16 protein-coding genes and 3 pseudogenes are annotated in these 26,396 nt (G+C 65.3%); 9 read left to right on the top strand and 10 right to left on the bottom strand.

Features of this window, described 5'->3' with window-relative positions:
• The 4 genes and pseudogenes from D3872_RS17975 to D3872_RS17960 all read right to left on the bottom strand — a co-directional run.
• Window positions 1–467: pseudogene (locus D3872_RS17975) on the bottom strand (OmpA family protein); the annotation flags it as partial.
• Between the two features lie 26 nt (window positions 468–493).
• On the bottom strand, window positions 494–1,465 hold the full coding sequence (gene tagF, locus D3872_RS17970; protein ID WP_119812093.1) for a type VI secretion system-associated protein TagF: 972 nt from the start codon (window positions 1,463–1,465) through the stop codon (window positions 494–496).
• Window positions 1,462–5,211, bottom strand: coding sequence for a type VI secretion system membrane subunit TssM (gene tssM / locus D3872_RS17965; RefSeq protein WP_119812092.1), 3,750 nt, complete (start codon window positions 5,209–5,211; stop codon window positions 1,462–1,464). The genes tagF and tssM overlap by 4 nt, the downstream gene beginning before the upstream one ends.
• A 103-nt stretch (window positions 5,212–5,314) precedes the next feature.
• Window positions 5,315–6,058 carry a M15 family metallopeptidase gene (locus tag D3872_RS17960; protein ID WP_370660976.1) on the bottom strand — a complete coding sequence of 248 codons (744 nt, stop codon included), beginning with the start codon at window positions 6,056–6,058 and terminating at the stop codon, window positions 5,315–5,317.
• Window positions 6,059–6,261: 203 nt separating this feature from the next.
• Here D3872_RS17960 and D3872_RS25745 point away from each other — a divergent pair, with 203 nt between their 5' ends.
• The 3 genes and pseudogenes from D3872_RS25745 (at window position 6,262) to D3872_RS17940 (ending at window position 11,086) form a co-directional block, all read left to right on the top strand.
• Window positions 6,262–7,026, top strand: coding sequence for a hypothetical protein (locus D3872_RS25745; RefSeq protein ID WP_182915849.1), 765 nt, complete (start codon window positions 6,262–6,264; stop codon window positions 7,024–7,026).
• A 138-nt stretch (window positions 7,027–7,164) separates the two neighbouring features.
• Window positions 7,165–8,813, top strand: a pseudogene (locus D3872_RS17945) (VRR-NUC domain-containing protein).
• Window positions 8,792–11,086 (top strand): annotated as a pseudogene (locus D3872_RS17940) (ATP-dependent DNA helicase). Before D3872_RS17945 ends, D3872_RS17940 begins: the two co-directional pseudogenes overlap by 22 nt.
• Here the strand turns inward: D3872_RS17940 and D3872_RS17935 are convergent.
• The 5 genes from D3872_RS17935 to D3872_RS17915 all read right to left on the bottom strand — a co-directional run bounded on the left by D3872_RS17935 (window position 11,067) and on the right by D3872_RS17915 (window position 17,641).
• Entirely contained in the window at window positions 11,067–11,795 is a 729-nt protein-coding gene (locus D3872_RS17935; protein ID WP_119812088.1) for a LytR/AlgR family response regulator transcription factor, read from the bottom strand. The pseudogene D3872_RS17940 and the gene D3872_RS17935 sit on opposite strands and share 20 nt — an antisense overlap.
• Window positions 11,796–11,799: 4 nt before the next feature.
• Window positions 11,800–12,870 carry a sensor histidine kinase gene (locus D3872_RS17930; protein WP_119812087.1) on the bottom strand — a complete coding sequence of 357 codons (1,071 nt, stop codon included), beginning with the start codon at window positions 12,868–12,870 and terminating at the stop codon, window positions 11,800–11,802.
• Complete coding sequence (locus D3872_RS17925) at window positions 12,870–13,574, bottom strand: LiaI-LiaF-like domain-containing protein (protein WP_119812086.1); 705 nt, start codon at window positions 13,572–13,574, stop codon at window positions 12,870–12,872. The genes D3872_RS17930 and D3872_RS17925 overlap by 1 nt, the downstream gene beginning before the upstream one ends.
• Entirely contained in the window at window positions 13,564–13,938 is a 375-nt protein-coding gene (locus tag D3872_RS17920; protein WP_119812085.1) for a LiaF transmembrane domain-containing protein, read from the bottom strand. The genes D3872_RS17925 and D3872_RS17920 overlap by 11 nt, the downstream gene beginning before the upstream one ends.
• Before the next feature lie 733 nt (window positions 13,939–14,671).
• On the bottom strand, window positions 14,672–17,641 hold the full coding sequence (locus D3872_RS17915) for a TonB-dependent receptor (RefSeq protein WP_229459395.1): 2,970 nt from the start codon (window positions 17,639–17,641) through the stop codon (window positions 14,672–14,674).
• Window positions 17,642–17,863: 222 nt separating this feature from the next.
• Here D3872_RS17915 and D3872_RS17910 point away from each other — a divergent pair, with 222 nt between their 5' ends.
• Window positions 17,864–18,841: an N-acetylmuramoyl-L-alanine amidase-like domain-containing protein gene (locus tag D3872_RS17910; protein WP_119812084.1), complete on the top strand. Its 978-nt coding sequence runs from the start codon at window positions 17,864–17,866 to the stop codon at window positions 18,839–18,841.
• On the opposite strand, the gene D3872_RS17905 is transcribed toward D3872_RS17910, so the two are convergent.
• Window positions 18,842–19,483 (bottom strand): glycoside hydrolase family 19 protein, encoded by a 642-nt coding sequence (locus D3872_RS17905; protein ID WP_182915850.1) that lies wholly within the window; start codon window positions 19,481–19,483, stop codon window positions 18,842–18,844.
• Window positions 19,484–20,116: 633 nt separating this feature from the next.
• Here D3872_RS17905 and D3872_RS17900 point away from each other — a divergent pair.
• The 5 genes from D3872_RS17900 to D3872_RS17880 are packed head-to-tail and all read left to right on the top strand — an operon-like array spanning window position 20,117 to window position 26,229.
• Entirely contained in the window at window positions 20,117–22,036 is a 1,920-nt protein-coding gene (locus D3872_RS17900; RefSeq protein WP_229459394.1) for a polysaccharide biosynthesis protein, read from the top strand.
• A 32-nt stretch (window positions 22,037–22,068) separates the two neighbouring features.
• Window positions 22,069–23,397, top strand: a complete 1,329-nt coding sequence (locus D3872_RS17895; RefSeq protein ID WP_119812082.1) for a nucleotide sugar dehydrogenase — start codon at window positions 22,069–22,071, stop codon at window positions 23,395–23,397.
• Between the two features lie 13 nt (window positions 23,398–23,410).
• Window positions 23,411–24,472 carry a Gfo/Idh/MocA family protein gene (locus D3872_RS17890; RefSeq protein WP_119812081.1) on the top strand — a complete coding sequence of 354 codons (1,062 nt, stop codon included), beginning with the start codon at window positions 23,411–23,413 and terminating at the stop codon, window positions 24,470–24,472.
• Between the two features lie 3 nt (window positions 24,473–24,475).
• Window positions 24,476–25,078: an acyltransferase gene (locus D3872_RS17885; protein WP_119812080.1), complete on the top strand. Its 603-nt coding sequence runs from the start codon at window positions 24,476–24,478 to the stop codon at window positions 25,076–25,078.
• A 17-nt stretch (window positions 25,079–25,095) separates the two neighbouring features.
• Window positions 25,096–26,229, top strand: a complete 1,134-nt coding sequence (locus tag D3872_RS17880) for a DegT/DnrJ/EryC1/StrS family aminotransferase (RefSeq protein ID WP_119812079.1) — start codon at window positions 25,096–25,098, stop codon at window positions 26,227–26,229.
• Window positions 26,230–26,396: the final 167 nt, after the last annotated feature.

Raw genomic sequence — 26,396 nt, 5'->3', positions numbered from 1 at the left:
TGGTCGAGGATGCCCATTCCGGACTCGGTCAGCGTCGCCTTGCCGGACTCGAATTCGATGATGCGGTCGGCCAGCGCGGCGTCGAGCATGCCCTGCTCCGAGGCCACCACGCGCAGTCCGTTGTTGACGGTGTAGGTCGGGTTCAGGTTGGTGGCGATGTCGCCGGCGATCTGCTGCCGCTGCGCTTCGCTGCCGACGTCGCCGCGCAGGCTGACGGCATTGCCATCCACCTTGAGCTGGCCGCGCGTGATCATCTTCAGATTGGGGCTGACCAGCTTTTGCACGTAGGCGTTCCAGTTGGCGGGCGTCGACACGGTGCCGATCGACAGCTGGTCGACCACGCTCGCGGCACCGTACACTTCGCGCAGCTTCGCGAGCAGGCCAGCCTTGCTGGCTTCGTCGGCGACCGTGCCGGCGACGACAACCGGTGCATTGCCGGCGGCAGCGACGCTGCCCGCAGCCAGCATGGCGCCGGCCAGGACGAGGATCTTTTTCACGTTGTGACTCCGATGAAGGTCTGCAGGAACAGCTCGCGCGCCAGCTTGAGCGGCAGCTGCGGCTGGTCGAGATAGCTGGCCAGGGCGCGTACGTCGACATCGATGCCGACCTGTTCGTCGACCCAGTCGGTGTCGGCGAAGCTGACCTGCTGTTCGCGCGCGGCCAGCGGGTCGATGATGGCGTGCAGGGTCTGCGCAGCCGCGCCGCTGAAGCCGACCACCAGCACCGGCTTGTGCTCGATGCAGGTGATGAACAGCGCCAGCTCGAAATCCGCCCGCCCCAGGAACGGCGCGATCAGCTCGAGCCAGAACGCGGCCACCGCGTGGCGCGCTCCGGCATTGAGCGGCAGCGGCAGCACCAGGCTTTTGTGCAGGTCGGCCGCGCCGCTTTGCATCACCGGCTGAAGCAGCAGGCCAAGCGCGAGGATCAGGTGGCGTACATCGGCCCGGCACAGCAGCGCGCCGAGCGAACTGACCGTGCCCGTGGCGAGGAAGGCGCCGAGCGCATTGCCGCTTTGTTCGTCGAGCGCCACCATGGTTTCGGGTATCGCCTGCAGCTGTGGCGCGGGTTCTTGCGCGTCCAGCAGGTCGCGCGCCAGTACTTCCATGCGGCCCCATAGCGGATCGAGCACCATCGGGCAGCGCGATACGAACATGGCCGGGTCGGCGACCTCGATCGCCCGCATCATCAGGAACGGGTAGCGACGTCCCGACTGGTCGCTGCTGGCTACCAGATGGCCCGCAATCGCATGCTTGCGGCGCGGCCCGACGAAGGCGAAGCTCACCGGCGCCAGCGCGTCGTAGTTGATCTTCCAGCGGGCGTCGGACGGCAGCAGGCTCATTACCTGTGTCATCCAGTTGTCGAGCATGTCCATCACGGGAATGTCCTGCGCGGCCTTGATAAAGTCGCTGCGGGTCGGGACCTTGCCGAAGTAGCCGATCCGGCCGCTGGCCGGCGCCCGGATCATTGCGCACCTCCGCCGCCGACCGACGCCACCGCAGGCGAAGATGCGTCCACGGCGCGTCCGACGATCGTCACCGGCAGCCGCATGCCGTGGAAGCCGCGCCCGCTCGGGTCACCACTCGCCGTTGCGGCCGCGCTGCTGGTGATCTTCAGGTCGACCGACACCGCGACACTGCCGCTGGCCCAGCGCAGTTCGTGCACGCCGCCGTCCTTCTTTTTTCTGGAGGCAGCGACAATCATGCGTTTCAGGCCGGACTGGCCTGGTTCGTTGAACAGCTCCACCGTGCGGCCATCGAAAGTGATGGCGGTGATGCGCGCCCCCGGCATCCCTCCCGGCCCCGGATGAACCATGTTGGTCCATGCCGCCTGCGTATTCCGGTAGCGCAGTATTTGCCCGTCGATTTCAATGGTGTATTCGGTGAGGCCGGGCGCTGGATGCGGCTGCAGCTGGAACACCGTCTGCGGCCCGCTCGCCTTGGCGACGCCATTTTTCTCCAGGGGTGCAATCCATCCCGGAAAAGCGGCCACTGCTTCCGGCACCAGCGTGATGCCCATGTCGGCCCATGTACGCGGCGCCAGCGCATCCCCGCGCCGCACCACCAGTGGCCCCATCGAGGCGTTGACGAACTTTGCTACCTCGCCGTCGGGCCCGAAGAACTGCCCGATTTCTCCCGGCGTGGCTTCCATTTTCGACGAGGGCGCAAACGGATATTTTTCCGACAGCGTTTTCTGGAATGGCTCCACCACCTGCGCCTGCCAGGTCTTGTTGATCTCCGCTTCGCTCGGGCCGACGATGACGGCGAACACCTGGATCAGCGGACGCACCAGGATAGGACGCAGCGCCGTCTTCTGCGCGTCGGTCATCCCGGTCAGCATCTGCTCGTCGACGTACTTGAGGCCATCCGACAGCTCGGAGCCGGTACCTTCCAGCGTCTGCTGCATGAATTTCTTCGCGCCTGGCCCGGGGTCGCCCTGGTTCTTCAGCTGGTTCAGGCGCGTGCGCAGGCGCGACAGGCTGTCGAGGTAACCGGTCATCAGCGACGCGTCCTTTTCCTTCAGGCCTACCAGCCGCGCCACGCCGGCAAACTCGCGCGCGATCGGCCCCATCGCCGGCGCCGCACCATTCGCGGCGACGCCCGGCTGGTCGATCACAGAGCGCGCTTCGCTCGGCGCGCGCCGCAATACCGACTCCTTGAACCATGCGAACAGCCCCTTCTCGACCTTCGCCATCACCCCTGCCGACGATGGATTGTCCCACGAGGTCTGCTGGTGGATCGCCGTCAGAAGCTTGGCGATGGGCGACATCTGAGGATCGCCAAGCCGGTTCATCGCCTGCACGCAGGCGTCGAAACCCTTCAGGTCCGCCACCGTCACGCCCTGCACGAACTTCAGCCACTCCTTCGCGTACTCGTTCTTGTACATGTCCACCAGCGTCTTCTGGATTTGCTCGGGACTGCCTTCCAGCGTCAGGTCGTTCTGCGAGGCGGTCTTGAGCACCCAGTCCGTGCTTTGCAGCGCCTTGTTCGACGCGTCCTTGATCGCATCCGCGACGAACTTGTCCCAGGCGTCGCGGGTAAAAGCGCCCGACACGGCGTAGCTGCCGTTGACCAGGCCCTGGTCCTGTACGCCCACGATGCGCGAGACGGTCGCCGACGGGAAGCGGCTCGACGCGCGGGCCTTTATGTCGGCGTACACGCGCTCCCGCGCCGGCGTTCCGCGCACCACGCGGCGCAGGTTTTCGCGCGCGGTGTCGAGCAGTCCAAGCTTGAGCGTCATCTGCGGCCACGCCTGGTCGTCGACCTGCGCCAGATAGAAGGTCATCAGCCGCTCGGCGCTGGCGATCATCTGCTCGCGCGGCATGGCGCCGCGGTTCGTTTCGAGCCAGCCGCGCCAGTAGCGCGTCATCTGGTCGTTCAGGTGGCTTGGTTCGGCGCGGGTTTTATCGCCCAGCATCAGGTAGGTCTTGAGCGCGGCATAGGCGTCGGCCACATTGGTCGGCGACGCGTCCTGGTAGGGCTGGCCGGGCTTCGCAGCCGCCGCGGCCGGTGCGCCGCCGGCTTCCGGCTGCAGCTCCGCCGCATGCGCGTTCATCTCCGCCAGCAGGCCTTCCAGGCCCGCCATCACCGGTTCCACCATCACGGCGCGCACGCCTGCGAAGTATTCGTCGCGCAGCTTGCGCTCCAGGGTGTCGCCCTGGTACAGGCCGAACGACAGCATCAGCGGCCGGTCGGCACGGTATTTTTCAAGCTGATTGATACGGTCCTGCAGCACGTCGAGCGCTTCCAGCCGCGATTGCAGGTCGATGCGCTTGTCCTGCAGCTTGACCACCTTGTCCAGGTCCGCCTGCACCTTGGCCACCAGTTCCGCATTGCCCATGTACGACCAGCTCCACGCGCCCAGCGAGCATCCGAGCAGCACGGTGGCCGCGAAGAAGGCGCCGTACTTCAGGCGCAGCACGATGGGACTGGTGTAGCGCGCCACCAGGTCCTTGTCGGCGAAGATCACCTTGCGGAACAGGCCGAGAAGGAAGTAGCCGGACTGCTCCTCGGCTTCGCCGCCGCCCTGTTCCTTCAGTTCGAGGTCGAAGCGGCTCGCCACGCGCTTCGACGACACGTCCTGCACCATGCCTTCCTGCAGCGCGCTGGTGAAGTAGAAGCCGCGGAAGACCGGCTTGAACTGGTAGGTGTTCTCTTCGAACAGGGTGGCGAGGAAGGCGCGCAGCGGGCTCTTGATCGATGCGAATTCGAGCGGGAAGGTGAATACGCCGGGCCGCATCTGCGCGCTGCGGTTGCCGGCCATGCTGGCCATGCTCATTTCCTTCAGTCCCTCGTGCAGTTCGTCGAAGTGCTCGTCGAAGAAGCCCAGCACGTCCTGGTGGGTGCGGCGGCGGTTGTAGCGGATGGTCGCTCCCCACACGCGGTCACGCTCGTTGCGGTCGGTATCGTGGAAGAAGTCGCTGAAGCCGGCGATCAGGTCGGCCTTGGTGAAGATGACGTACACCGGTGCATGCACGCCCAGGCGTTCGGTCAGTTCCTGCACGCGGGTGCGCAGGTTCTTCGCCAGCTCGACCGACTTCTCGGCGTGTTCGCCGGTCAGTTCGGACACGCTGACCGCGATCAGGATGCCGTTGATCGGCGCGCGGCTGCGGTACTTCTTCAGCAGGTCGAGGAAGGAGAACCATTCGGCGCGGTCGCCCTCTTCCACCGAATAGCGGCCAGCCGTGTCGAGCAGGATGCCGTCGGTGGTGAAGAACCAGTCGCAGTTGCGGGTGCCGGCCACGCCGCGCACCGCCTTGCTGCCGGCGATGGGGAACTGCAGGCCGGAGCGCCCGATGGCGCTGCTCTTGCCCGCGGCAGGATTCCCGATGATCATGTACCACGGCAGCTCGTACAGCGCGGCCGCGCCGCTCACCAGCCCGAGCTTCGAGGTCTTGATGGTGGTGATCGCCTCCAGCATGCCCTTGCGCAGCGTGGCTACCTCGCCGGCGCCGGCCTTGGCCTGGGCCGCGGCAGCTTCCTCGCCGGCCGGCATGATGGTGGCGCCCAGCTTGCCGGCCGCGTGCCTGCGGTACTGGTAGCGCGCCAGCCAGAAGATGCCCCAGCCGGCCAGCGCCGCAAGCAGCGCGGCGCCGGCCCAGCTGGCGCCGATTTCGAGGGTGTCCGCTCCCAGGAACATGAATGCCGCGAGCGCGGCCAGCCCGATGACGCCCAGTACGCGGCTATCGGTGAGGAATTGCCATAGTCTGCGCATAGTGGAAGATGTTTGAGGGTTAAGAGGGAATCCGGCAGGCAATGTTGGCATCAATCACCGGCCGGAAATTTGATAGCGGACAAGAATCGCAGGCGCGGACGCCCTACCTGCGCATCACGCCTTTCATGCGCAGTTCGGTGTGGCCGAAATCCATCATGGTCCAGCGCCCGCCCCAGGTCAGTCCCAGCGACTCGGCCACCTCGCCATACAGGCGGTAGCCGCGCATCGCCCACGGGTCCGTTTCCGTGATCACCAGCTTGCCGTCGCGCCAGAATGCGCAGTCCGCCGCCAGGCCGTACTGGTGCCGGCTCTGGAAGGCGCGCGCGTTGGTGACTTGGTTGCCCATCCCGGCCAGCAGGTCCTGGCGCGCCGGGCTGCGGTAGCCCTCCAGCAGCGCCATTTCGTAGCCGTGCTTTTCCTTCATGATCTTGAACGCCATCAGCAGCCGCTGGTTGAAGTCGGGATGCAGCAGCGTCCAGTTGCGGCTGGCGTTGACCAGCATCGGCCGCACCAGTTCCACTTCGCGCGTGGTGAAGGCCATCGGCGGCAAGGCCGCGGGCGGCGCCAGGTTCTCGCCGGCCAGCAGCGCCATCACTTGCGGGTCGGGCGGCGCGGCGGCGTCCTCATAGGCCGGCAGGTTTCCGGGTTTGCTGGCGATCAGGACGACGACGGTGGGAATGGCGATCGCGACCATGCCGGCACTGAGCGCGAGATAGTTGCGACGCGCAAATTTCCACTGCGTGCGCGCCAGCTGCACGGCCGCTTCGAGCAGGCCCGCGGCACCGCGGCCTGTCTGCTGCTGAAAGTTGCCGCGGCGCTGGTCGAGCCTGGCCAATGTCCCCGACACGATTTGCGCAACGAATTCCCTGCCAGAGGGAAAGACAACCAGCCAAATAAGGCTGCACGCCAAACAAAAATAAAGAAATGCGATAAAGATCAGCATGGGATTCCCTAGTTTGTTTCTAATCAGAATGGCGAAGCCCCATCATAGGAGTTACTAACGTGCGCCCTTCAGACGAAAATCAACACGGTTCAAATCGGCCGAACCTCATGTCCTCGTCGCGCCGCACCACCTCATCGGAGGACGGCATCCTTGCGTCGCTCGAACGCGGTTCGGGTGGCGCGCAGGCGGCGCAGCGAAGCTGGCTGATCATCGGCGGCACGGCAGCCGGGATCCTGACGGCGATGCTGGCGTGGATCGCGTACAACAACGCGACCAGCGTGCGCACCCTGCCGGTGTCGGCGATCAAGCGAACGGCGCCGGTGCCGGCACCGGCCGTTGCGCGTGAAATCGCGCCTGCGCAGGCGGCCGAAGCGGCGGCGCCCGCGCACCAGGCTGCGGCCATCATCGACGAACCGGCGGTGGCGACGGCGCCGGTGCAGGAGCCCGGCCGTCCGGCCATGGTGATGCTGCCGCCTGAACAAGTGGGCGGCGCCAGAGGGCCGGCGCCGGGAGCCGACATCGCTGAAGTCCGCACCGAACCGGTTCGGGCCAAGCCGCTTGTCATGAAGCCAGCGCCGGCGCGCTTGCCGGAACGCGAAACGGCGGCCGGCAAGTCTGCCCGCGCCGTCGCCGCCCGTCCCGCTCCGGTCAAGACGGCTGCCGTTCGCCCCACCGCCTCCGCCAAGCAGGCAAGCGCCCGCAAGACCAGGGAAACTGGCGCGCCGAAGCCGAGCGTCGTTCCCGAGACCGACAGCGACGTCGCGCTGCTGAGCGCCATCGTCGCCCACTCCAGCCGCCATGCCGCCGAGCGGGCCCGGCTGGAAAGCTGCAAGCTGCGCAAATGCCCGGCTGCCGAGCCAGCCGAACCGTAAATACCCGCAAAAGCGACGCGTCAGCCCGGAAATCAGCGAAATTCCTGTGCCGGCGACCGGCGCGGCGTTATACTGTATGCATGCACAGTAATTACTGTTTCCCCTGTCTTCGCATGCAGGCAAGTCCCGCAGTTCGCAATGATCAAAGTTCTTGAAAATCCGTTCTACTACCTGGACAACTTCCAACAGGTGCTGGACTGGATCGGCGAACGCTATAGCGACTTGCTCACCAACGAGGAACGCGCCTTCATGGCCGCTTTCCCGGCCTTGCCCCAGGCTGCGCGCGCGCTGTTCGTGCGCATGGTAATGCGCAAGGGGACGCTTTTCCGCGCAAGCAAGCTCAGCTATGCCGAAATCGGCTGCACGGTAGAGGCGGCACGCCAGCTGCTGGACACCGGCTGGATCGAGCACGATCCCGTCATCACCATCGACGAACTGTTCGACCTGCTGTCCAAGCCGGAAATCGGCGCCGTGTTCGGCCCGTCGCTGCATTCGCGTAATGCGCGCAAGGCCGAGCAGCTGGAAGCGCTGCGTGCCGCTTTCGGCGACGCCCGCGCCTTTTCCAGCTGGTTCCGCGATTCCGGCGACGCCGTGTTCAGCATCCTGGTCAAGCCGCTGTGCGACCGCCTGCGCCTTATCTTCTTCGGCAACCTGCGCCAGGACTGGACCGAATTCGTGCTGTCCGACCTGGGCGTCTACAAATACGAGCAGGTGGAGTTTTCGCCGTCCTCGCGCGGCTTCCGCACCCGGCGCGACATCGACCACTACCTCGAACTCCACCACTGCAAGGAACGCTTCGAGGCGGCCGAACCGCTGGAAGAAGTCCTCAGTACCCTGTCCGACACACCGTTCGAGAACGACTGGCTGAACAGCCGCCGCGCGCGCCTGCTGTTCCAGATCGGCCAGCACTACGAACGCCACAAGGAGTGGGACAACGCCTTCAAGGTCTACTCGCGCTGCACCTTTCCCGGCGCGCGGGCGCGCGCGATCCGCGTACTTGAAAAGGACGAACAGTTCCATGCCGCCTTCGACCTGCTGTCGGCCGCGCGGCTGGCGCCCGAGAGCGACGCCGAACGCCAGCAGCTGCTGCGCGTCGAGCCGCGCCTGGCGCGCAGGCTTGGCCACGGCAAGCAGCCGGCGCGCCGCAATCCCGCCGTCGCAAGGCTCGACCTGTCGCTGCCGATGCCGCAAAGCGACTGGTGGGTCGAGGGCGTGGTGCGCGACCACCTGACGCGCGAGGATGCGCCGGTCTACTACGTCGAGAACGCGCTGATCAACGGCCTGTTTGGCCTGCTGTGCTGGCGCGCGGTGTTCTGCGCGCTTCCGGGCGCCTTCTTCCACCCCTTCCACCGCGGCCCCGCCGACCTGTTCAGCGCCGACTTCTACCAGCGCCGCGAAGCGCTGTTCCGCGCGTCGCTCGACGAACTCGATACAAGCAGCTACCGCGCGACCATCCTGCGCACCTTCGCCGACAAGCACGGCCTGCAGTCGCCCTTCGTGTTCTGGGAAGTCCTGAGCGAGGAACTGGTGCAACTGGCGCTCGACTGCATTCCCGCGGCCCACCTGCGCAAGGCTTTCGAGCGCATCCTGCTCGACGTGAAGGCCAACCGCACCGGCTTCCCCGACCTGATCCAGTTCTGGCCCGCCGAACGGCGCTACAACATGATCGAAGTGAAGGACCGGGTGACCGCCTGCAGGACAACCAGCTGCGCTGGATCGAATACTGCGCAGAACACCAGATGCCGGTGTCGGTCTGCTACCTGCAATGGACGGAGCAAGGCGCTTGAGTTACGTCGTCGCAGTGCGCGCGCTGTGCGAGTTCGGCGCCAAGCAGGGCGACCTGGACTTGCGCTTCACGCCTTCGCCCACCGCCGCGGAAGGCATCGCCGGCCACGCGCTGGTGACGGGCCGGCGCGGCGCCGGTTACCGCACCGAGGTAAGCCTGTCGGGCGACCACGGCCCGCTGCACGTGCGCGGCCGCGCCGACGGCTACGACCCGGACACCAACACGGTCGAGGAGATCAAGACCTACCGTGGCGACCTGGCCTCGATGCCGGGCAACCACCGCCACCTGCATTGGGCGCAAGTACGCGTCTACGGGCACTTGATGTGCCGGCAGCTCGGGCTCGAGAGATCAACCTGGCGCTGGTCTACTTCACATCGGCAAGCAGGCCGAAACCGTGCTGCGCGAAACGCAAACGGCGGCGGCGCTGGCCGGACATGTCGAGGTCGCTGTGGCGGTCGTTTCGTGGCATGGGCGGAGCAGGAACTGGCGCACCGCGGCGTCGCGCGACGAGCCTTGTCCGCGCTGCAGTTCCCTACCCCGACCTTCCGCCCGGCCAGCGCGAACCTGGCCGAAACAACTATCTTCAAGGCCAATGCCAGCGGGCGCTGCGTGCTGGCACAGGCGCCGACCGGCATCGGCAAGACTGTCGGCAGCCTGTTCCCGGTGCTGAAGGCCGCGCCCCAGCAACAGCTGGACAAGGTGTTCTACCTGGCCGCCAAGACGCCAGGCCGCCAGCTTGCACTGGACGCGACCGACACCATACGCGCCAGCGCCAAAACGATCCCGCTGCGCGTGCTCGAACTGGCCGCGCGCGACAAGGCATGCGAGCATCCGGACAAGGCCTGCCATGGCGAATCCTGCCCGCTCGCCAAAGGCTTCTACGACCGCCTGCCTGCCGCCCGAAGCGCCGCAGCGAACGTGCCCAGGCTGGACCGCGCCGCGCTGAGCGAGGTGGCGCTCGCCCACGATGTCTGCCCCTACTACCTCGGCAGCGAGATGGCGAAATGGAGCGACGTGATCGTCGGCGACTATAACTACTACTTCGACGTGGGCGGCATGCTGTACGGCATGACGCTGGCCAACCAGTGGCGCGTGAGCGTGCTGGTGGACGAGGCGCACAACATGGTGTCGCGCGCCCGCAAGATGTATTCGGCGGAACTGGACAAGGGCACCCTGCGCGCCGCCCGCGCCGCTGCGCCTGCACCGGTGAAGAAGGCGCTGGACAAGGTCAGCCGCTGCTGGACGGAGACCGACCGAGAAGCAACGGCGCCCTACCAGGTGCTGCCCGAACTGCCGGAGAAACTGCTGGCGGCGCTGCAGAACGCGGCCAGTACGATCAACGACTACCTCGCCGAGAATCCCGGCCCGCTCGACCCCAGCTTGCAGCGTTTCTACTTCGATGGCCTGCACTTCGCGAAGCTGGCCGAGTCGTTCGGCCCCCACTCGCTGTTCGACATGACGCGCAGCGATGCGCGCACCACCCAGCTGTGCATCCGTAACATCGTGCCCGCGCCCTTCCTCAAGCCGCGCTTCGCCATCGCGCGCTCCAGCGCCCTGTTCTCGGCCACGCTCAGTCCCTGGCATTACTACAGCGACCTGCTCGGCATGCCCAAGGACACCGCCTGGGTCGACGTCGCGTCGCCGTTCGAAGCGAAGCAGCTGGACGTCCACATCGTCACCCAGATCTCTACCCGCTACCAGCACCGCGCCCGCTCGGCCGCGCCGATCGCGGCGCTGATGGCGAGGCAGTACCAGGCGCCGCCGGGCAACTACCTGGCCTTCTTCAGCAGCTTCGACTACCTGGAACAGGTAGCGGCGGAGTTCACCCAGGGCCATCCGGACATCCCCGTGTGGCAGCAGTCGCGCCGCATGCAGGAGGACGAGCGCACGCGCTTCCTCGAACGGTTTACGCTCGATGGCCGCGGCATCGGTTTCGCGGTGCTGGGAGGCTCGTTCGGCGAAGGGATCGACCTGCCGGGCGCGCGCCTGATCGGCGCCTTCATCGCCACGCTCGGACTGCCGCAGCTTAACCAGGTCAACGAGCAGCTGCGCCAGCGCATGCAGGAGATGTTCGGCGCCCGCTACGACTACACCTATCTCTACCCCGGCATGCAAAAGGTGGTCCAGGCGGCGGGCCGCGTGATCCGCACCCAGCAGGACGAAGGCGTGGTGTACCTGATCGACGACCGATTCGCCCAGCCCGAAGTCAGCGAACTGCTGCCGTCCTGGTGGAAGGTGGACGAAGCGGCACCGCTTACTGGATCAGGTTCCTGACCTTCTGGTAGCCGGTGCGGCTGATCGGGATGCGGGTATCATCCTTCAGGATCGCCGTGTGGCTGTCCTTGCCGGCCTGCTCGATGCGGCTGATGGATTCGACGTTGACGATGTAGGAGCGGTGGATGCGCAGGAACACCTGCGGATCGAGCTGGCTTTCGAGTTCGGACATGCGCTGGTTTTTCAGGTAGGCCTTGCCACCCGCGCTGATGCTGACGTAATCGTCCTGCGCCTCGATGAAGTCGATCTTTTCCGCCGCCACCACGTGCACCTTTGCGCCGTCGCGGATAAGCACCCGCTCGAGCGGCTTGTTACGCTGGGCCGCTTCGCTCACCATCGCCGCCAGTTCGGGCTGCGCCCCCATGCTGCCGCGCGCATGCGCCAGCGCCTCATCGAAGCGCTGCTGGCTGAACGGCTTGAGAAGGTAATCGACCGCGTGGACTTCGAAGGCCTTGAGGGCGTATTTATCGAACGCTGTAGCGAAGATGTAGCGCGCCTTGCGCCCGGCCAGCTCCACCACCTCGAAGCCGTCCAGCTTCGGCATCTGGATGTCGAGGAACACCAGGTCGGGCTCCAGTTCGGTGATCGCCTTGACCGCCTCGAAGCCGTTGGCGCATTCAGCCACGACCTCGATGTCGGCATGCTTCCCAAGGAACTCGCGCACCACGCCCCGGGCCAGGTCTTCATCGTCGACGATAATCACGCGCATTGTGTCATTGCTCCCTTGTTGTCTGCGCGGGCAGCGTCAGCTCCACGCGGTATTTGTTATCGCGGCGCAGCTGGACGACGCGCCCTTCGTGGCCATACGCCGTGGCCAGCCTTTGCTGTACGTTCGCCAGCCCGATCCCGGTGCCCGGCGCCGCCGGCATATCCTCGTCGACGTCGTTCTCGACGCTGAGCCGCAGCAGCGACGCATCGCGGCGTGCCGCCACCGACACCACGCCGCCGCCGGTCAGGTTGCCGATGCCGTGCTTGACCGCGTTCTCCACCAGCGGCTGCAGGATCATCGGCGGCAGCAGGCACGGCCGCGCATCGTCGTCGATGTCGCACTCCACCCGCAGGCGCGAACCGAAGCGCACCTTTTCGATGGCCAGGAAGTCGCGTACCAGCTTCACCTCGTCGTCGACAGTGGCCTTCGTGTGCGCTTCCAGGCCCAGCGTGTGGCGGAAGAAGTTGGCCACCTTCAGCGTCATTTCGCGCGCGCCGGCCGGATTGACCGAGGTGAGCGCGCTGATCGAATTGAGGCTGTTGAACAGGAAGTGCGGATCGATCTGGGTGCGCAGCATGCGCAGCTCGGCCTCCTGGGCCATCAGCTTCGATTCCAGTTCGCGCCGTTCGGCCAGCCTGGCCCGGTCGAACTCGATCGCCAGGTAGTGCGCCACCGCCGACAGTCCGTACAGGATGGTGCCCAGGCCGAAGATCATCGCCTTCAGCGCCGGCGATATCGCAAACCCGGCCCATTCCACTTCAAGCGACCACCACAGGCTGTTCAGCGCCACGCCGGCGGCGGTCCACAACAATCCCGACACCAGCGCCGCCACGCCAAGCACCATCAGGATCGGGCCGATGCCCTTCTGCGACAGCGGGTAGGCGCGGCACAGGTAGTAGGCCGAAAAGCCGGTGGCGAAGGCGTACACCACCGTCATCGGCAGCGCGAACAACAGGCCGTTGATCCAGCCGGCGCCGGTGGAACTGACGACCAGTCCCGTCAGCACCAGTCCCAGCATGAGCCAGACCATCAGGTACAGCGTCATCGAACGCCGGGTGGACAGCGGCCCTTGCATCAGTTGCGCACTTCCACGCCGCCCATGATGGCGTGGCCCTTGACGATCAGGCGCTTCGAATTATCGGCCGGGGTGTTGGTCTTCTCGTCGAAGCCGCCCATGATCGGCGTGCCGTGCAGGATCACGGTCCAGTCGCGCGGCACCTTGATCGAGATGCCGCCGAATACCGCGAACACGTTGATCGTGGCCTCGCCGTTGATCGACGAATCGCGCATGTCGAGGTCGCAGCCGCCCATCACCGCGGTGATCTCGCCGCCGCGGAAATCGGGCGTCGCGATGCGGCGTTCGAAGCCGCCCAGGATGGTGGTGATGTCGACCACCGAATCGCTGCCGTCGCCGGCCTGCGGAAGGACGCCGCCCTCCTTGCGGCGCTGCAGCGCCTTGACGATGAGGAAGACACCCACGCCGATCGGGATCAGCGGCCACATGGTGCGCATGCTGAAGTAGATGTAGCCCATGCGGTGAAGGGTCATCAGCACGCCCAAGGCGATGAAGGCGCCGCCCACCAGGTAGCCGCTCAGGTTGCGGCTGTCCCACAGTTTTACCAGACCGATGGCGATGAAGATGAGCGGCCAGAATTGCAGCGCGTTGTTGAACTCCACCACGTTCAGGTTATCGAGCAGGAACAGCAAGCCGAGGCCGATGGCGACGGCGCCCATCACTACCTGTGTCGACAAGCTCTTGTTGGTCATTTCATCTTTCATTGCGGTGCTCCTCGATTGCAGGGAAACGTCGTTGTACCAGTGGTTCGATCACGAGGGTGACGCCCCATGCGATGATAAGGATCGGCCAGCTGTTGCGGAAGGTCAGGCCGAACATGTGTTCAAAGGTGGCGAACAGCCACAAGCCAACGAAGACCAGCCACAAGCCGCTCGAAAAATCCTTGGCGGTCGGATAGCCGATCATCTTGTTGATGCCGATGACGACCAAAACAAGCGGCCAATAATGCCACATCGTGGCGATGTCGAACATATCGACCAGGTCGAGGAAGAACGCGAGTCCGATGGCGATCAGCACCAGCCCCCACATGAGCTGCTTGCGCCATTCGTATGATTTGTCAGTGTTCACTTTGCCTCCTGTTGTAAGAACAGCTTCAAGATACAAGAGGCGGCCGGCGTGGGAAACGGCTTTTCGGTGAATTGCGGATAGTGGTCGGTGAACGGCGCGCGATTCGGTGAATGGGGGTGGATTCGGTGAAATGCGCCGCGGCGCTTATCCCTGGGGCATACCCACGCCGGCTTCAGCGGCAATATATGAAAAAGCCCGCGTCGTCGCCGATGCGGGCCTCTTGCCTGGTACAACGTTGAGGTAAAACGCGGCTTAAACCGTGGCAGCCGGCGCCGGCTGGCCCTTGACCTGGTTGCGGTACTGCGCGATTACCTGCTATCCGGAAGCTTCATCTGCGGTGTCAGTAGTTCCCATCCAAGCTGGCGCCGAATTTCCTCCGGCGTCGGCGGCGGCGCGCCTGCGCGTTTCCGGCGTTCGAGATATTCGCGCACAAGATGCTTCGGGGGATGGGTAAATGTGGACATCGCACACCTCCGCTTCCGGTATCGGGATATGCGAGCGCTGGTTGTAGCACTGGCATATGGAATTGGCGCCGATCTTCGAGGCGACCGGCTGAACCTGCTGAGGCAGCTGCACCCTGGCGCTTTGCCATGGGGCGCTCACTCACACAGCTTCATCTTAATCGCGCACGCCCTGCCAATCCGTTCGTTGACGCACATTGAACAGTTAAAGCGGAAGAGTTAAAAAAACAGGGAGCTTTCGCTCCCCGTTTCATTCCATCAAACCGCCGCTATCAGAACTTGTAGCGCAGGTTCAGGTAGTACTGGCGGCCGCTGACGTCCAGCTTCTGCGGCTCTTCTTCGCTGTAGCGATACTGAGCGCGCTTGGCGTTGGTCAGGTTGGTCGCGTTGAACGACAGCACCAGCTGCGGGGTGATGTTGTAGTTCGCCGAGAATGCCAGCGTGGTCACCGGAGCGGCCATCGTCGGTGCGGTAGGCATTGCCACGCCGTTGATGACCGACAGGCCCTGGCTGTTCGCCGTTGGCGAAGGAGCGGTGCTGCTGCTCACGTATTCGCCGCGGTAGTTGGCGACCAGGCGTGCGGACATCACGTCGTTCTCGTAGTAGCCACCGAGGTTGCCGGCCCAGTCGGACGCGCCGACCATCGGACGGCCATCGTCAACCTTGGTCTTGGCGCGGCTGACGTTCGACGTGAAGCCGAAGCCGGTCTCGCCGAACGGCTGCTCGTACGACACTTCCAGGCCGCTGATCTTCGCGCCCTGCTGCGACGACGAGTTGATCGCGAAGGTACGCACGGTCTGGTCACGCGGGTCTTGCAGGTCGACGGTCGAGGTGCCGGTCGCGCCGGTCTTGACGTAGCCGTCGATCTTCGAGTGGAAAGCGTTGACCGCAACCATCGAGCGGCGTGCGAAGTACCATGCCCACGACAGGTCGACGTTCTTGGCGGTCAGCGGCTTCAGGTCCGGGTTCGGACCGGTGACGCGGCAGCCGTTGGCGTCGCACACCGGGGTACCGAAGCCGGCGCCCAGCACATTGTAGTTCTGGCGGCCGATGGTCTTGCTGGCGCCGAGGCGTACGATCATGTTCTTTTCCATCTCGTAGCGCAGGTTCATGCTAGGCAAGAGGTTGTTGAAGGTACGGTCGGTTGGCGCCTTGTAGTACATGATGCCCGACTTCGGATTCCACACCGCGCCGTCGTAGAAGCTGACTGCGTCGCCGGCGGTGGTGATCGCGCCTGGGTAAGCGGCGCAAGTGGTTGCCGGCTTGCCTGGTTCGGTGCGGTCGCACGCGCCGGCAGGGATCGGGGTCGAGATCTGTGCGTTGACCTGGGTGCGCACATAACGCAGGCCTGCATTACCCGACCACTTGTCCCACTCGAGGTTGGCCATCAGGTAGGCTGCGGTCTGGCGCTCGCGCATGTCGATTTCGGAGTTCACGCGGCGTTCGAATTCCGGCGTGGTCACCTTGGTTTGCGAATCGAAGTAAGCCTTCACCGCTTCCGGCGAATAGGTGAAGCCGGTGCGGTCCCAGTTGCCGCCGCCCAGGCCTTCGCCGAAGTCCGCCGGGTAAGGCATCACGCCTTCCTGGCCCTGCAGCGCCAGGGTAGCCGACTTGAACGCCGGGCCGAAACGGCCGCTGACGCGGTCGTGGTCGGCGTAGCGCACGCCGGTTTCGAGCGACTGGATCACGCCCTTGTTCAGGCCGTATTCGGCGTCGAGCTGGAAGCTCTTTTCCCGGTCGGTGGTCTTGATGCCGGAGGCAGCGCGGCCAACCATGCGGTAGCCGCTGCCGTCGGCGTTCAGGCCAGGCACGTTGCTGCCGGCGCCGATATAGCGCGTGTCAGGTGCGTCGTACAGGCCGTTCAGCGCGTACGAGAAGCCGGTGCCGTAGCGGGCGAAGGTGGTGCCCGCGTCGCGGTCGGTCTTGCCGACGCCGCGCGTGATGCTGGCCAGCGCCTTGACGGTCAGGTCCGGGTTGACGCGGTATTTGCCGTCCAGGTCCAGGAAAGAGCTGGTGGCGTTGGCGCCATCGCGGTAGAAGCCTTCCGAGTTACCGACGAACTGGGGAGTGGTACCGGCCGGGAACACGATGTCGGCCGCTTTCAGCACGCGCAGTTCGTGGCCGTACAGCGTGGTTTCCTTGACGATGACCGGGTTCTTAATCTGCGCAAAGACTTGCTGGCCGTTCGAGTTGGTGTTGATCGCGGCTGCCGAGGTGCCGCCCAGCGGATCGTTCTTGCCCAGCAGCATCGAGTAGATGCCGCCCGAGGTCAAACGGCCGTGGTTATTCGCGTTCATCGACGAGTGGAAACCGGTCATCGATACGTCGAGTTGCTGGTTAGGCTTGAACTGCATCGAGAACATGCCGCCTTTGCGGTCGCGCACGCCTTCGACGAATTCCGAGCTCATCGAGCCTGGCAGGCGCACGCCGTTCAGGTCGGCAGCCTTGAGGCCGGTGCCGGCCAGCGATTCGTCGGTGATGCCCTTCATGGTCGTGGTGTTGATCACGTCCCAGCCGCTGCTGGTGCCGTAAGCGAAGCGCGACACGGAGTCGCGGCGCACGTAGCGCTTTTCCGCGAAGCCCTGGACGATCACGCCGAAGGTGCCGGCCTCGTTCTTCCAGTTGACGGTGGCGGTGGTGTCAGGCGCGCTCTTGCCTGGCAGTTCCGCGTAGACGGCGCCGACGCTGATCACGCCGCCCAGCTGTTCTTTCTGGGCCAGCGGCTTGCGGGTGGTGACGTTGATGGTGCCGGCCAGGCCGCCATCGACGATGTTGGCCTGGGAGGTCTTGTAGACGATCGCCTGGTTCAGGACCGACGATGGCATCAGGGACAGGCTGGTCGAACGCGAGCTCGACGCCTGGTCGGCAACGTACCAGTCGCCGCCGGAGACGGTGTGGCCGTTGAACAGGATCAGCGACATGTCCGGATTGGTGCCGCGCATCGACACTTTTTCCGCTTCGTCGTAGTCGGTACGCACCGCGACGCCGGCGAGGCGCTGCAGCGAGTCGGCCAGGTTCTTGTCCGGCATCTTGCCCACGTCTTCCGCGGTGATGACTTCAACGTTCGCGGTAGCGTCCTTCTTTACGCTGAGCGATTTGGCCATGGAAGCGCGGATACCAGTCACTTCCACCGTCTGGATCGCTTCGCCTGCAGGCTGTTGCTGTGCAAAGGCTGGCATCGCAGCCAAGCTCCACAGTGCCATGGATACAGCGGCCGCTACCGGCGTCTGTTTGAACATCATCGTGAACTCTCCTGTTATATAAGTATGCGTAGCAGGGACGAAACCTGCCGTGCCGGGAGTATTCATGATTCTTGAAATGTCCGAAAATCACTTATGTTGCCGCCTCCATAACCGCGCGGAATAGGTACATAGAAGATGAAGTTATGCCTTGACTAAAAATTTTCATTGTCAAATTCCCGGGCAAGCGGTTAGCGTGGCGTTCCCCCCTTCCAGACCGACACGATGCGCACCGTTTCCCTGCTCCTCCTCTCTGCCGCCCTGGCCGGCTGCGCCACCCAGCAAACGCCCGCCAGCAAGCCAGCGCCAGCGCAGACGCCAGCGTCGGCGGCGGCGCCGGCCACCATGGAAACCCTGCTGCAAAAGCAGCTCTACCAGATGAGCCCGGGGGAAGTGCACCGCTACATCGGCCATATCCACCAGGCCGAACCGGACCTGCGCAAGCGCATCGCGGCGATCGGGCGCAAGAACATCGGCCAGCCTTACCTGCTCCACCTGCTGGGCGAATACCCGTTCGAACTGCACGATTCGCTGCCGATGTTCAGCCTGGAGAACAGCGATTGTGTGGTATTCGCGGAACACACCTATGCCATGGCGCTGTCGCAATCGTGGGAGGAATTCTTCTGGATGCTGCAGCGGATCCGCTACAAGGACGGCGTGATCGGCGTGGCCAGCCGCAACCACTACACCGAAGTGGACTGGAACATCAACAACAACTGGCTGGTCACCGACATCAGCGCCGAACTCGCGGGCCCGGCCGGCCCGTCCTACGAGCAGACGGTGGACCGCGCCAAATTTCTCAAGACGCGCCACAACACCGAGCGCAGCATCCCGGTGCAGGTGACCCGCGAATACTTCGTGGCGAAGGAGCGCGTGGCGGAAGTGGCGGCACAGCTTCAGGAAGGCGACTTCGTCAACGTGATCTCGACCCGCGACGGCGGCTATTGGGCCTCGCACGTGGGACTGGTGGTCAAGGGGCCGAACGGCGAGCGCAATTTCCTGCACTCGGCCGAGCCGCAGGTGCGCGAGGAATCCTTCGATGCCTTCATCGCCCGCGCGCTGGCGCGCGAGCAGCGCCAGGCCGGCGACGGCAAGAACCCGCAACGGCTGGCCGGCTTCAAGTTCCTGCGCCTGAACGACAATATCGTGGTGCCGCCGGCGGCGCCGCAGCCGCGCCCGGTCAGCGTGGCCGCCAGCCAGTAGTCAGGGCCAGGCCAGCCTGGTCTTGCGCAGCCACTCCCGGCGCTCCGGCAGGCCGGTGGTGCCGCCGTTGACGCGGCGGGTGATCCGTTCCAGGTCATTGGCGTCGGCCAGTTCGTTGCAGCCGCGGCTGGCCCATTCGGCCGCCGCCACCGCCAGGCACCAGGCCGGCGCCAGCACCGCGTCCGGTTCGCGGACAAAGTCCGGGGCGCCCGGCAAGCTGCAGCGCACGCGGCAGGTGGCGGCGGCGTAGTTCCCCTTCCCTGTCAGCTGCAGCAGGCCGCGTCCGCGGTAGTCATAGCCGTCGTCCGGCGCCGTATTGCCCATGCGCCCGCCATATACCTCGTTGGCCAGCTTGCGCGGATTGTTGGCGTACGCTTCCGGGTCGAGCGGGCCATGCGGCGCGAAGCGACAGGGCCATACCTGCGCCAGCCGCTGCGCGCTGTAGTTCAGGTTTTCGTATTCCCGCGTCAGCGCGCCCGATTCGTGCATCATCTGCGCGATGAAATGGACCACGCGCAGCGTCGATTCGGCGATCGCGAAACGCCCGAAAATCTCCTGCCCCGCCGCGAACGCTTCGCGGTATCCCGGGCGCAATCCGGGCGCCAGCTGCTCGATCTGATCCAAGCGTACCAGGACGGCCATGGCGATCCCCCGCGGTGAACTCATTCCTATCGTAGGAGCGCGGCCAGCGCCCGCCTCTACCTGCATCAATTGACACTGTAATAGGCCGCACGCGCCGCCGACGGCGACAGCGCCGCGGCGAAAACGCTCCCCCAACACGCAGGTTTTGCGAGCCTGGTCAAACCCGGCCCACGGCGCCACGGCGCATGGAACCGCCGGCGCACCGTCCCACTCCAAATTGTGCCGTGCCCGTGCAAGGGACCACGCAAGCGCAGCCCGCTGCTCCGCCCCATCCTGCCGCCTTTACAAACAGGCGCGCCGTTAATTTTCCGTTATGAATATATTTTAGTTATAAAAATAAAAAACATTCTGAATATAAATAGATCCCTCAGTAAATATGACGAAAGTCGGCCGTTGAGCATTCTCAAACTGCCTGCTGTCTCGGGAACCGATAATAAACTTACATGCCAATAAGGCATCTAAGCGGCGCAGAGATAATGCCATATTATTAATTTCATTGAGAATATTTATTAATTAACTTTTTCATTCTTTCTATTAATTGAATGCGGCTCCTCATTTAAAGCGATAACGGTCAAAGCCATGTCGACGTCCCCTACCAGCCTGATTAGCCAATTTTGCGTCGACATGGTTTCCATGCACCGCACGGCGAAGATCGTCTTGATGGTCGGCGTCGATCTCGTGGCCCTGCCGTTTTGCCTGCTGGTCGCCATGCTGTTGCGGGGCGGCGACCTGGCATGGGCCATGCACTACGGATTGAGCTCCTACATGATCGTCGCGCTGGTGACGGTCGCCGCGTTCTCGCTGTCGGACCTGTACCGCGCCGTAATCCGCTTCATCGACCAGCGCCTCCTGACCACCACCGGCCTGGCGCTCGGCATGGCGGTGGTGTGCGTCTACCTGGTGCTGCTGGTCGTGAACGACGCGCGTTTCCCGCGCAGCGCGCTGGCGATCTACTGGTTTGTCGGCTTTTCCTACGTGGTGACCTCGCGCATCACGGCACGCAACTTCCTGCGCAATTACATCGGCCAGCCGCGCACCAGCGACACGGTGGCCATCTACGGCGCCGGCGAAGCCGGGGCCCAGCTGGCGCTTACCATGCGCACCAGCAATGAATACCGGCCGGTCTGCTTCTTCGACGACAAACACGTGCTGCACGAGCGCACCATCGCCGGCCTGCGCGTGTTCAACACCGACCGGCTGGTGGAAATGGTCAATTCCCTGTGCATCCGTTCCATCGTGATTGCCATTCCCCAGGTATCGCCCGAGCGGCTGCGCAACATCATGCAGCGCATGGCCGAGGCGGGCGTGACGACCAAGATCCTGAGCCGCCTGCTTGACCTGGCCGACGAGGAGAAAACGCCGATGGAAACAATCCGCGAGCTCAAGTTCGAAGACCTGCTGGGACGGGCGCCGGTGCCGCCCCGGGTCGACCTGTTCGCGCGCTGCGTGCGCACCAAGACGGTGCTGGTGACCGGCGCCGGCGGCTCCATCGGCAGCGAGCTGTGCCGCCAGATCGTCACCCTGTCGCCGGCCTGCCTGCACCTGCTCGACCACTCCGAGTTCGGCCTGTACACCATCAAGCAGGAACTGCAGTCGCGCTTCCCCACCCTACCCATCGTCGCCCACCTGGGCTCGGTATGCAGCGCGACCCTGATCGAGCGCATCCTGCAGGAAAACAGCATCGACACCATCTACCACGCGGCCGCCTACAAGCACGTGCCGCTGGTGGAGTCCAACATCGTCGAGGGCCTGCGCAACAACGTGCTCGGAGCCCAGGTGCTGGCCGCCAGCGCCGGCAAGCACAAGGTGGAAACCTGCGTGCTGATCTCCAGCGACAAGGCGGTGCGGCCGACCAACATCATGGGCGCCAGCAAGCGCATCGCCGAGCTGATCTTCCAGGCCGCGGCGGTCACCCACGGCCCGGATACGACCTTTTGCATGGTGCGCTTCGGCAATGTACTGGGTTCGTCCGGCTCGGTGATACCCCTGTTCCAGCGCCAGATTGCCCATGGCGGTCCGATCACGGTCACCCATCCCGATGTCACCCGCTACTTCATGCTCATCTCGGAAGCGGCCCAGCTGGTGATCCAGGCCGGCGCCATGGCCAAGGGCGGCGACGTGTTCGTGCTCGACATGGGCGAGCCGGTGCGCATCGCCGACCTGGCCCGCACCATGATCATGATGTCCGGCCTCTCCGAAAAAACCGGGCAATACCCGGAAGGCGATATTGAAATCAAGTTTATCGGCCTGTTCCCGGGCGAGAAACTTTATGAAGAGCTATTAACCGACGGAATGGTATTCCCGAGCGAACACCCGCGCATTATGCGGATGAAAGAAAGCGCCTTGCACCCGGGCGTGCTCGATACCTATATCACCTGCCTGATGATGGCCGGCGATACGAATGACCGCGGAATGATCGAATCGATGGTGAAAGCCATGGTGTCGGAATATAGCCCGCAGCCAAATGAAGCGCCGGCCCTGCCCCCTGTCCAAAACGTTCCCGCCGTTGAACGGGCCAGCCTGGTCAAAAAGATCGTGACCTACCGGATTTAACCCTTCCCATTTAATAAGCGGAGAGATATGCAATGCGCGACGCTCTTAAACCAGGCCAACTGGACCAGCTGGTTGGCAAATTCGAGGACCGCACGGCGGTGATCGGGGTGATCGGGCTGGGCTACGTCGGCCTGCCGCTGTCGCTGCGCTATTCCGCGGTCGGCTTCCGCGTGCTCGGCATCGACATCGACGCGACCAAGGTCGGCAAGCTCAACGCCGGCGCCAGCTACATCGAGCACATCGCCGCCGGCAAGGTCGCCGGCGCCCGCGAGCGCGGCTTCGAGGCCACCAGCGACTTCGCCCGCGTGGCCGAAGCCGATGCGCTGATCATCTGCGTGCCGACCCCGCTCAACGTCTACCGCGAGCCCGACCTGTCGTTCGTGCTGGGCACGATGGAAGCCATGCTGCCTCACGTGCGCGCCGGCCAGGTGGTGTCGCTCGAGAGCACCACCTACCCCGGCACCACCGAGGAAGAACTGCGCCCGCGGCTGGAGTCGCGCGGGCTAGCCGTCGGCGAGGACGTGTTCCTGGTGTTCTCGCCCGAGCGCGAAGACCCGGGCAACCCCGACTTCGAAACCCGCACCATCCCGAAAGTGTGCGGCGGCTCAACCGAGGCCTGCCTGCGCGCCGGCCTGGCCCTGTACAGCCCCGCCATCGACCGCGTGGTGCCGGTCAGCTCGACCCGCGCCGCCGAACTGACCAAGCTGCTGGAGAACATCCACCGCGCCGTCAACATCGGGCTGGTCAACGAGATGAAGATCATCGCCGACAAGATGGAGATCGACATCCACGAGGTGATCCGCGCCGCCGCCACCAAGCCGTTCGGCTTCACCCCCTACTACCCCGGTCCCGGGCTGGGCGGCCACTGCATCCCGATCGACCCGTTCTACCTGACCTGGAAGGCGCGCCAGTATGGCGTGCATACCCGCTTCATCGAACTGGCCGGCGAAATCAACCGCGACATGCCGCAATGGGTGATCGGCAAGGTGACCGACGCGCTCAACCAGCGCGGCCGCTCGGTCAAGGACAGCCGCATCCTGGTGCTCGGCATCGCCTACAAGAAGGACGTCGAGGACATGCGCGAGTCGCCCTCGGTGGAGCTGATGGAGCGCCTGCGCGCGCGCGGCGCCCTGGTCGACTACTCTGACCCGCACGTGCCGGCCTTCCCCAAGATGCGCGAGCACAGCTTCGAGCTGTCCAGCGTGGCGCTCACGCCCGCGTCGATCGCCTCCTACGACGTGCTGCTGATCGCCACCAGCCACACCGCCTTCGACTACGAACTGCTGCGCCAGCATGCACGCCTGATCATCGACACCCGCGGCGTCTACCGCGAGCGCCATCCGAACGTCGTGAAAGCCTGAACGAGGAACCGCCATGCGCCATTTCCCGCCCGCCGTGCTTGACCGTCCCATCCGCTTCGCCCTGGTCGGCTGCGGCCGCATCGCCGCCAACCACTTCGGCGCCATCGAACAGCACCGCGAACGCTGCGAGCTGGTCGGCGTGGCCGACGTCGACCAGCGCGTATTACAGGAGGCGGCGCGCAAGACCGGCGCCCGGCCCTACGCCAGCCTGGCGCAGATGCTGGCCGGGTGCGACGCCGACGCCGTGGTGGTAGCCACGCCCTCCGGGCTGCACCCGGAGCAGGCGGTGCAGATCGCCCGCGCCGGCCGCCACGTGATCACCGAAAAACCGATGGCCACGCGCTGGGAAGACGGCAAGCGCATGGTGTCCGCCTGCGACGCGGCCGGGGTGCGCATGTTCGTGGTCAAGCAGAACCGCCGCAACGCCACCCTGCAGCTGCTCAAGCGCGCGATGGAGAAAAAGCGCTTCGGCCGCATCTACATGGTCAACCTGAACGTGTTCTGGACCCGGCCCGACTCCTACTACAGCAGCGCCAAGTGGCGCGGCACCTGGGAGTTCGACGGCGGCGCCTTCATGAACCAGGCCAGCCACTACGTCGACCTGCTGGACTGGATCGTCGGCCCGGTCGAAAGCCTGCAGGCCTACACGGCGACGCTGGCGCGCGACATCGAGGTCGAGGATACCGGCGTGATCGGCCTGCGCTGGCGCAACGGCGCGCTGGGATCGATGAACGTCACCATGCTGACCTACCCGCGCAACCTGGAAGGCTCGATCACCATCCTCGGCGAGAAAGGCACGGTGCGCATCGGCGGCGTGGCCGTCAACGAAGTGCAGGAATGGCGCTTCTCGGAGCCGGACGAGGACGACGAAAAGGTACGCGAAGCCAGCTACGAAACCACCTCGGTGTACGGCTTCGGCCATCCGCTCTACTACGACAACGTGATCAAGGTGCTGCGCGGCGAGGCCGAACCCGAGACCGACGGCCGCGAGGGACTCAAGTCGCTCGAAGTGCTGGTGGCCGCCTACATGTCCGCCCGCGACGGCCGCCGCGTGGCGCTGCCGCTGGAGTACTGAGCGATGGCAGCCAATATCCACCCGAGCGCGATCGTCGACGACGGCGCCGACATCGGCGACGGCACCAGTGTCTGGCACTTCGCCCACGTCTGCGGCGGCGCGCGCATCGGCGCCGGCTGTTCGCTCGGGCAGAACGTCTTCGTCGGCAACGACGTGCGCATCGGCGACCGGGTCAAAATCCAGAACAATGTGTCGGTGTACGACGCGGTCACGCTGGAAGACGAAGTGTTCTGCGGGCCCAGCATGGTGTTCACCAACGTCTACAACCCGCGCGCGGCGGTGGTGCGCAAGGACGAATACCGCCGCACCCTGGTGCGGCGCGGCGCCACCCTGGGCGCCAATGCCACCATCGTATGCGGCATCACCGTCGGCGAATACGCCTTCATCGCGGCCGGCGCCGTGGTCAACCGCGACGTGCCCGCCTTTGCCCTGATGGCCGGCGTGCCGGCGCGCCGCATCGGCTGGATGAGCCGCCATGGCGAGCGCCTGGCGCTACCGCCCTCGGGCAGCCTTGAAACCACCTGCCCGCACACCGGCGACACCTACGCCCTCGACGGCGAACGCTGCACCCTGGTCCCCGCCAGCACCTTCCCGCCATCCCCCTGACCACAACGGAAGCCACCATGGAATTCATCGACCTCAAAGCCCAGTACCAGGCCGCACGCCCCGGCATCGACGCGCGCATCCAGGCGGTGCTCGACCACGGCCAGTACATCATGGGCCCCGAAGTCGCGGAGCTGGAAACCAGGCTGGCCGCCTACACCGGCGCGCGCCACTGCATCACCGTCTCGTCCGGCACCGAGGCGCTGCTGGTTTCGCTGATGGCGCTTGGCGTCAGGCCGGGCGACGAGGTCATCACCACGCCGTTCTCCTTCATCGCCACCGCCGAGGCCATCGTGCTGCTCGGCGCGGTGCCGGTGTTCGCGGACATCGATCCGGCCAGCTGCAACATCGACCCCGGCCTGATCGAAGGCAGGATCACGCCGCGCACGCGCGCCATCATGCCGGTGTCGCTGTACGGCCAGCCGGCCGACATGGACGAGATCAACGCCATCGCCACGCGCCACGGCCTGGCCGTGGTGGAGGACGCGGCCCAGAGCTTCGGCGCCACCTACCGCGGCCGCAAGAGCTGCAACCTGTCGACCATCGGCTGCACCAGCTTCTTCCCCAGCAAGCCGCTGGGCTGCTATGGCGACGGCGGCGCCATCTTCACCTCGGACGCCGGCTTGGCGCAGGCGATGCGCGAGATCCGCGTGCACGGGCAGTCGCGCCGCTACGTCCACACCCGCGTCGGCGTGGGCGGGCGCATGGACACGCTGCAGTGCGCGATCGTGCTGGCCAAGCTGGAACGCTTCGAATGGGAGCTGGCGCAGCGCGCCAGAGTGGCTGCCGCTTACGACGCCATGTTCTCGGGCCGCCTGGGCATGGTCGGGCGCGGGCGCGACCGCAGCAGCGTGTTCGCCCAGTACACCGTGGTGGTCGACGAGCGCGAACGGGTGCAGTCGGTGCTGCACGCGGCCGGCATCCCCACCGCGGTGCACTACCCGGTGCCGATCCACATGCAGCCGGCCTACGCCGGCCTGTCGGCCGAGGGCGGCTGCCCGGTGGCCGTTGCCATGGCCGCCCGGGTCCTCAGCCTGCCGATGGGCCCCTACCTCGACCCGGCCGCCGCCACCGAAGTCGCCGCCACGCTGCTGCAGGCGGTGGGCGAACCGCTGCCCGGCGGCGCCGACCTGCTGGAGGCCACCGCCCCATGAAGGCGGGCCTGCCGACTTTCTGGAAGCACGTGATCACCGTGCTGTCCGGGGCGCTCGGCGCGCAGGCGCTGCCGCTGCTGGTGGCGCCGCTGGTCACCCGCATGTGCACCCCGGCCGAAATGGGCGCCTTCAGCGTCTGGTTCGGCATCATCGCGGTGGCGGCCATC

This window comes from Massilia cavernae (assembly GCF_003590855.1).
GTDB lineage: Bacteria > Pseudomonadota > Gammaproteobacteria > Burkholderiales > Burkholderiaceae_D > Telluria_A > Telluria_A cavernae.
Note: the sequence above shows the minus strand (reverse complement) of the source record. Positions and strands in the feature narration are given on the sequence as shown.

Coding starts and splice junctions, on each gene's coding strand:
- tagF (WP_119812093.1), bottom strand. CDS start 1,465: ATGATCCGGGCGCCGGCCAGCGGCCGGATCGGCTACTTCGGCAAGGTC.
- tssM (WP_119812092.1), bottom strand. CDS start 5,211: ATGCGCAGACTATGGCAATTCCTCACCGATAGCCGCGTACTGGGCGTC.
- D3872_RS25745 (WP_182915849.1), top strand. CDS start 6,262: ATGTCCTCGTCGCGCCGCACCACCTCATCGGAGGACGGCATCCTTGCG.
- D3872_RS17935 (WP_119812088.1), bottom strand. CDS start 11,795: ATGCGCGTGATTATCGTCGACGATGAAGACCTGGCCCGGGGCGTGGTG.
- D3872_RS17930 (WP_119812087.1), bottom strand. CDS start 12,870: ATGCAAGGGCCGCTGTCCACCCGGCGTTCGATGACGCTGTACCTGATG.
- D3872_RS17925 (WP_119812086.1), bottom strand. CDS start 13,574: ATGAAAGATGAAATGACCAACAAGAGCTTGTCGACACAGGTAGTGATG.
- D3872_RS17915 (WP_229459395.1), bottom strand. CDS start 17,641: ATGATGTTCAAACAGACGCCGGTAGCGGCCGCTGTATCCATGGCACTG.
- D3872_RS17910 (WP_119812084.1), top strand. CDS start 17,864: ATGCGCACCGTTTCCCTGCTCCTCCTCTCTGCCGCCCTGGCCGGCTGC.
- D3872_RS17905 (WP_182915850.1), bottom strand. CDS start 19,483: ATGGCCGTCCTGGTACGCTTGGATCAGATCGAGCAGCTGGCGCCCGGA.
- D3872_RS17900 (WP_229459394.1), top strand. CDS start 20,117: ATGCACCGCACGGCGAAGATCGTCTTGATGGTCGGCGTCGATCTCGTG.
- D3872_RS17895 (WP_119812082.1), top strand. CDS start 22,069: ATGCGCGACGCTCTTAAACCAGGCCAACTGGACCAGCTGGTTGGCAAA.
- D3872_RS17890 (WP_119812081.1), top strand. CDS start 23,411: ATGCGCCATTTCCCGCCCGCCGTGCTTGACCGTCCCATCCGCTTCGCC.
- D3872_RS17885 (WP_119812080.1), top strand. CDS start 24,476: ATGGCAGCCAATATCCACCCGAGCGCGATCGTCGACGACGGCGCCGAC.
- D3872_RS17880 (WP_119812079.1), top strand. CDS start 25,096: ATGGAATTCATCGACCTCAAAGCCCAGTACCAGGCCGCACGCCCCGGC.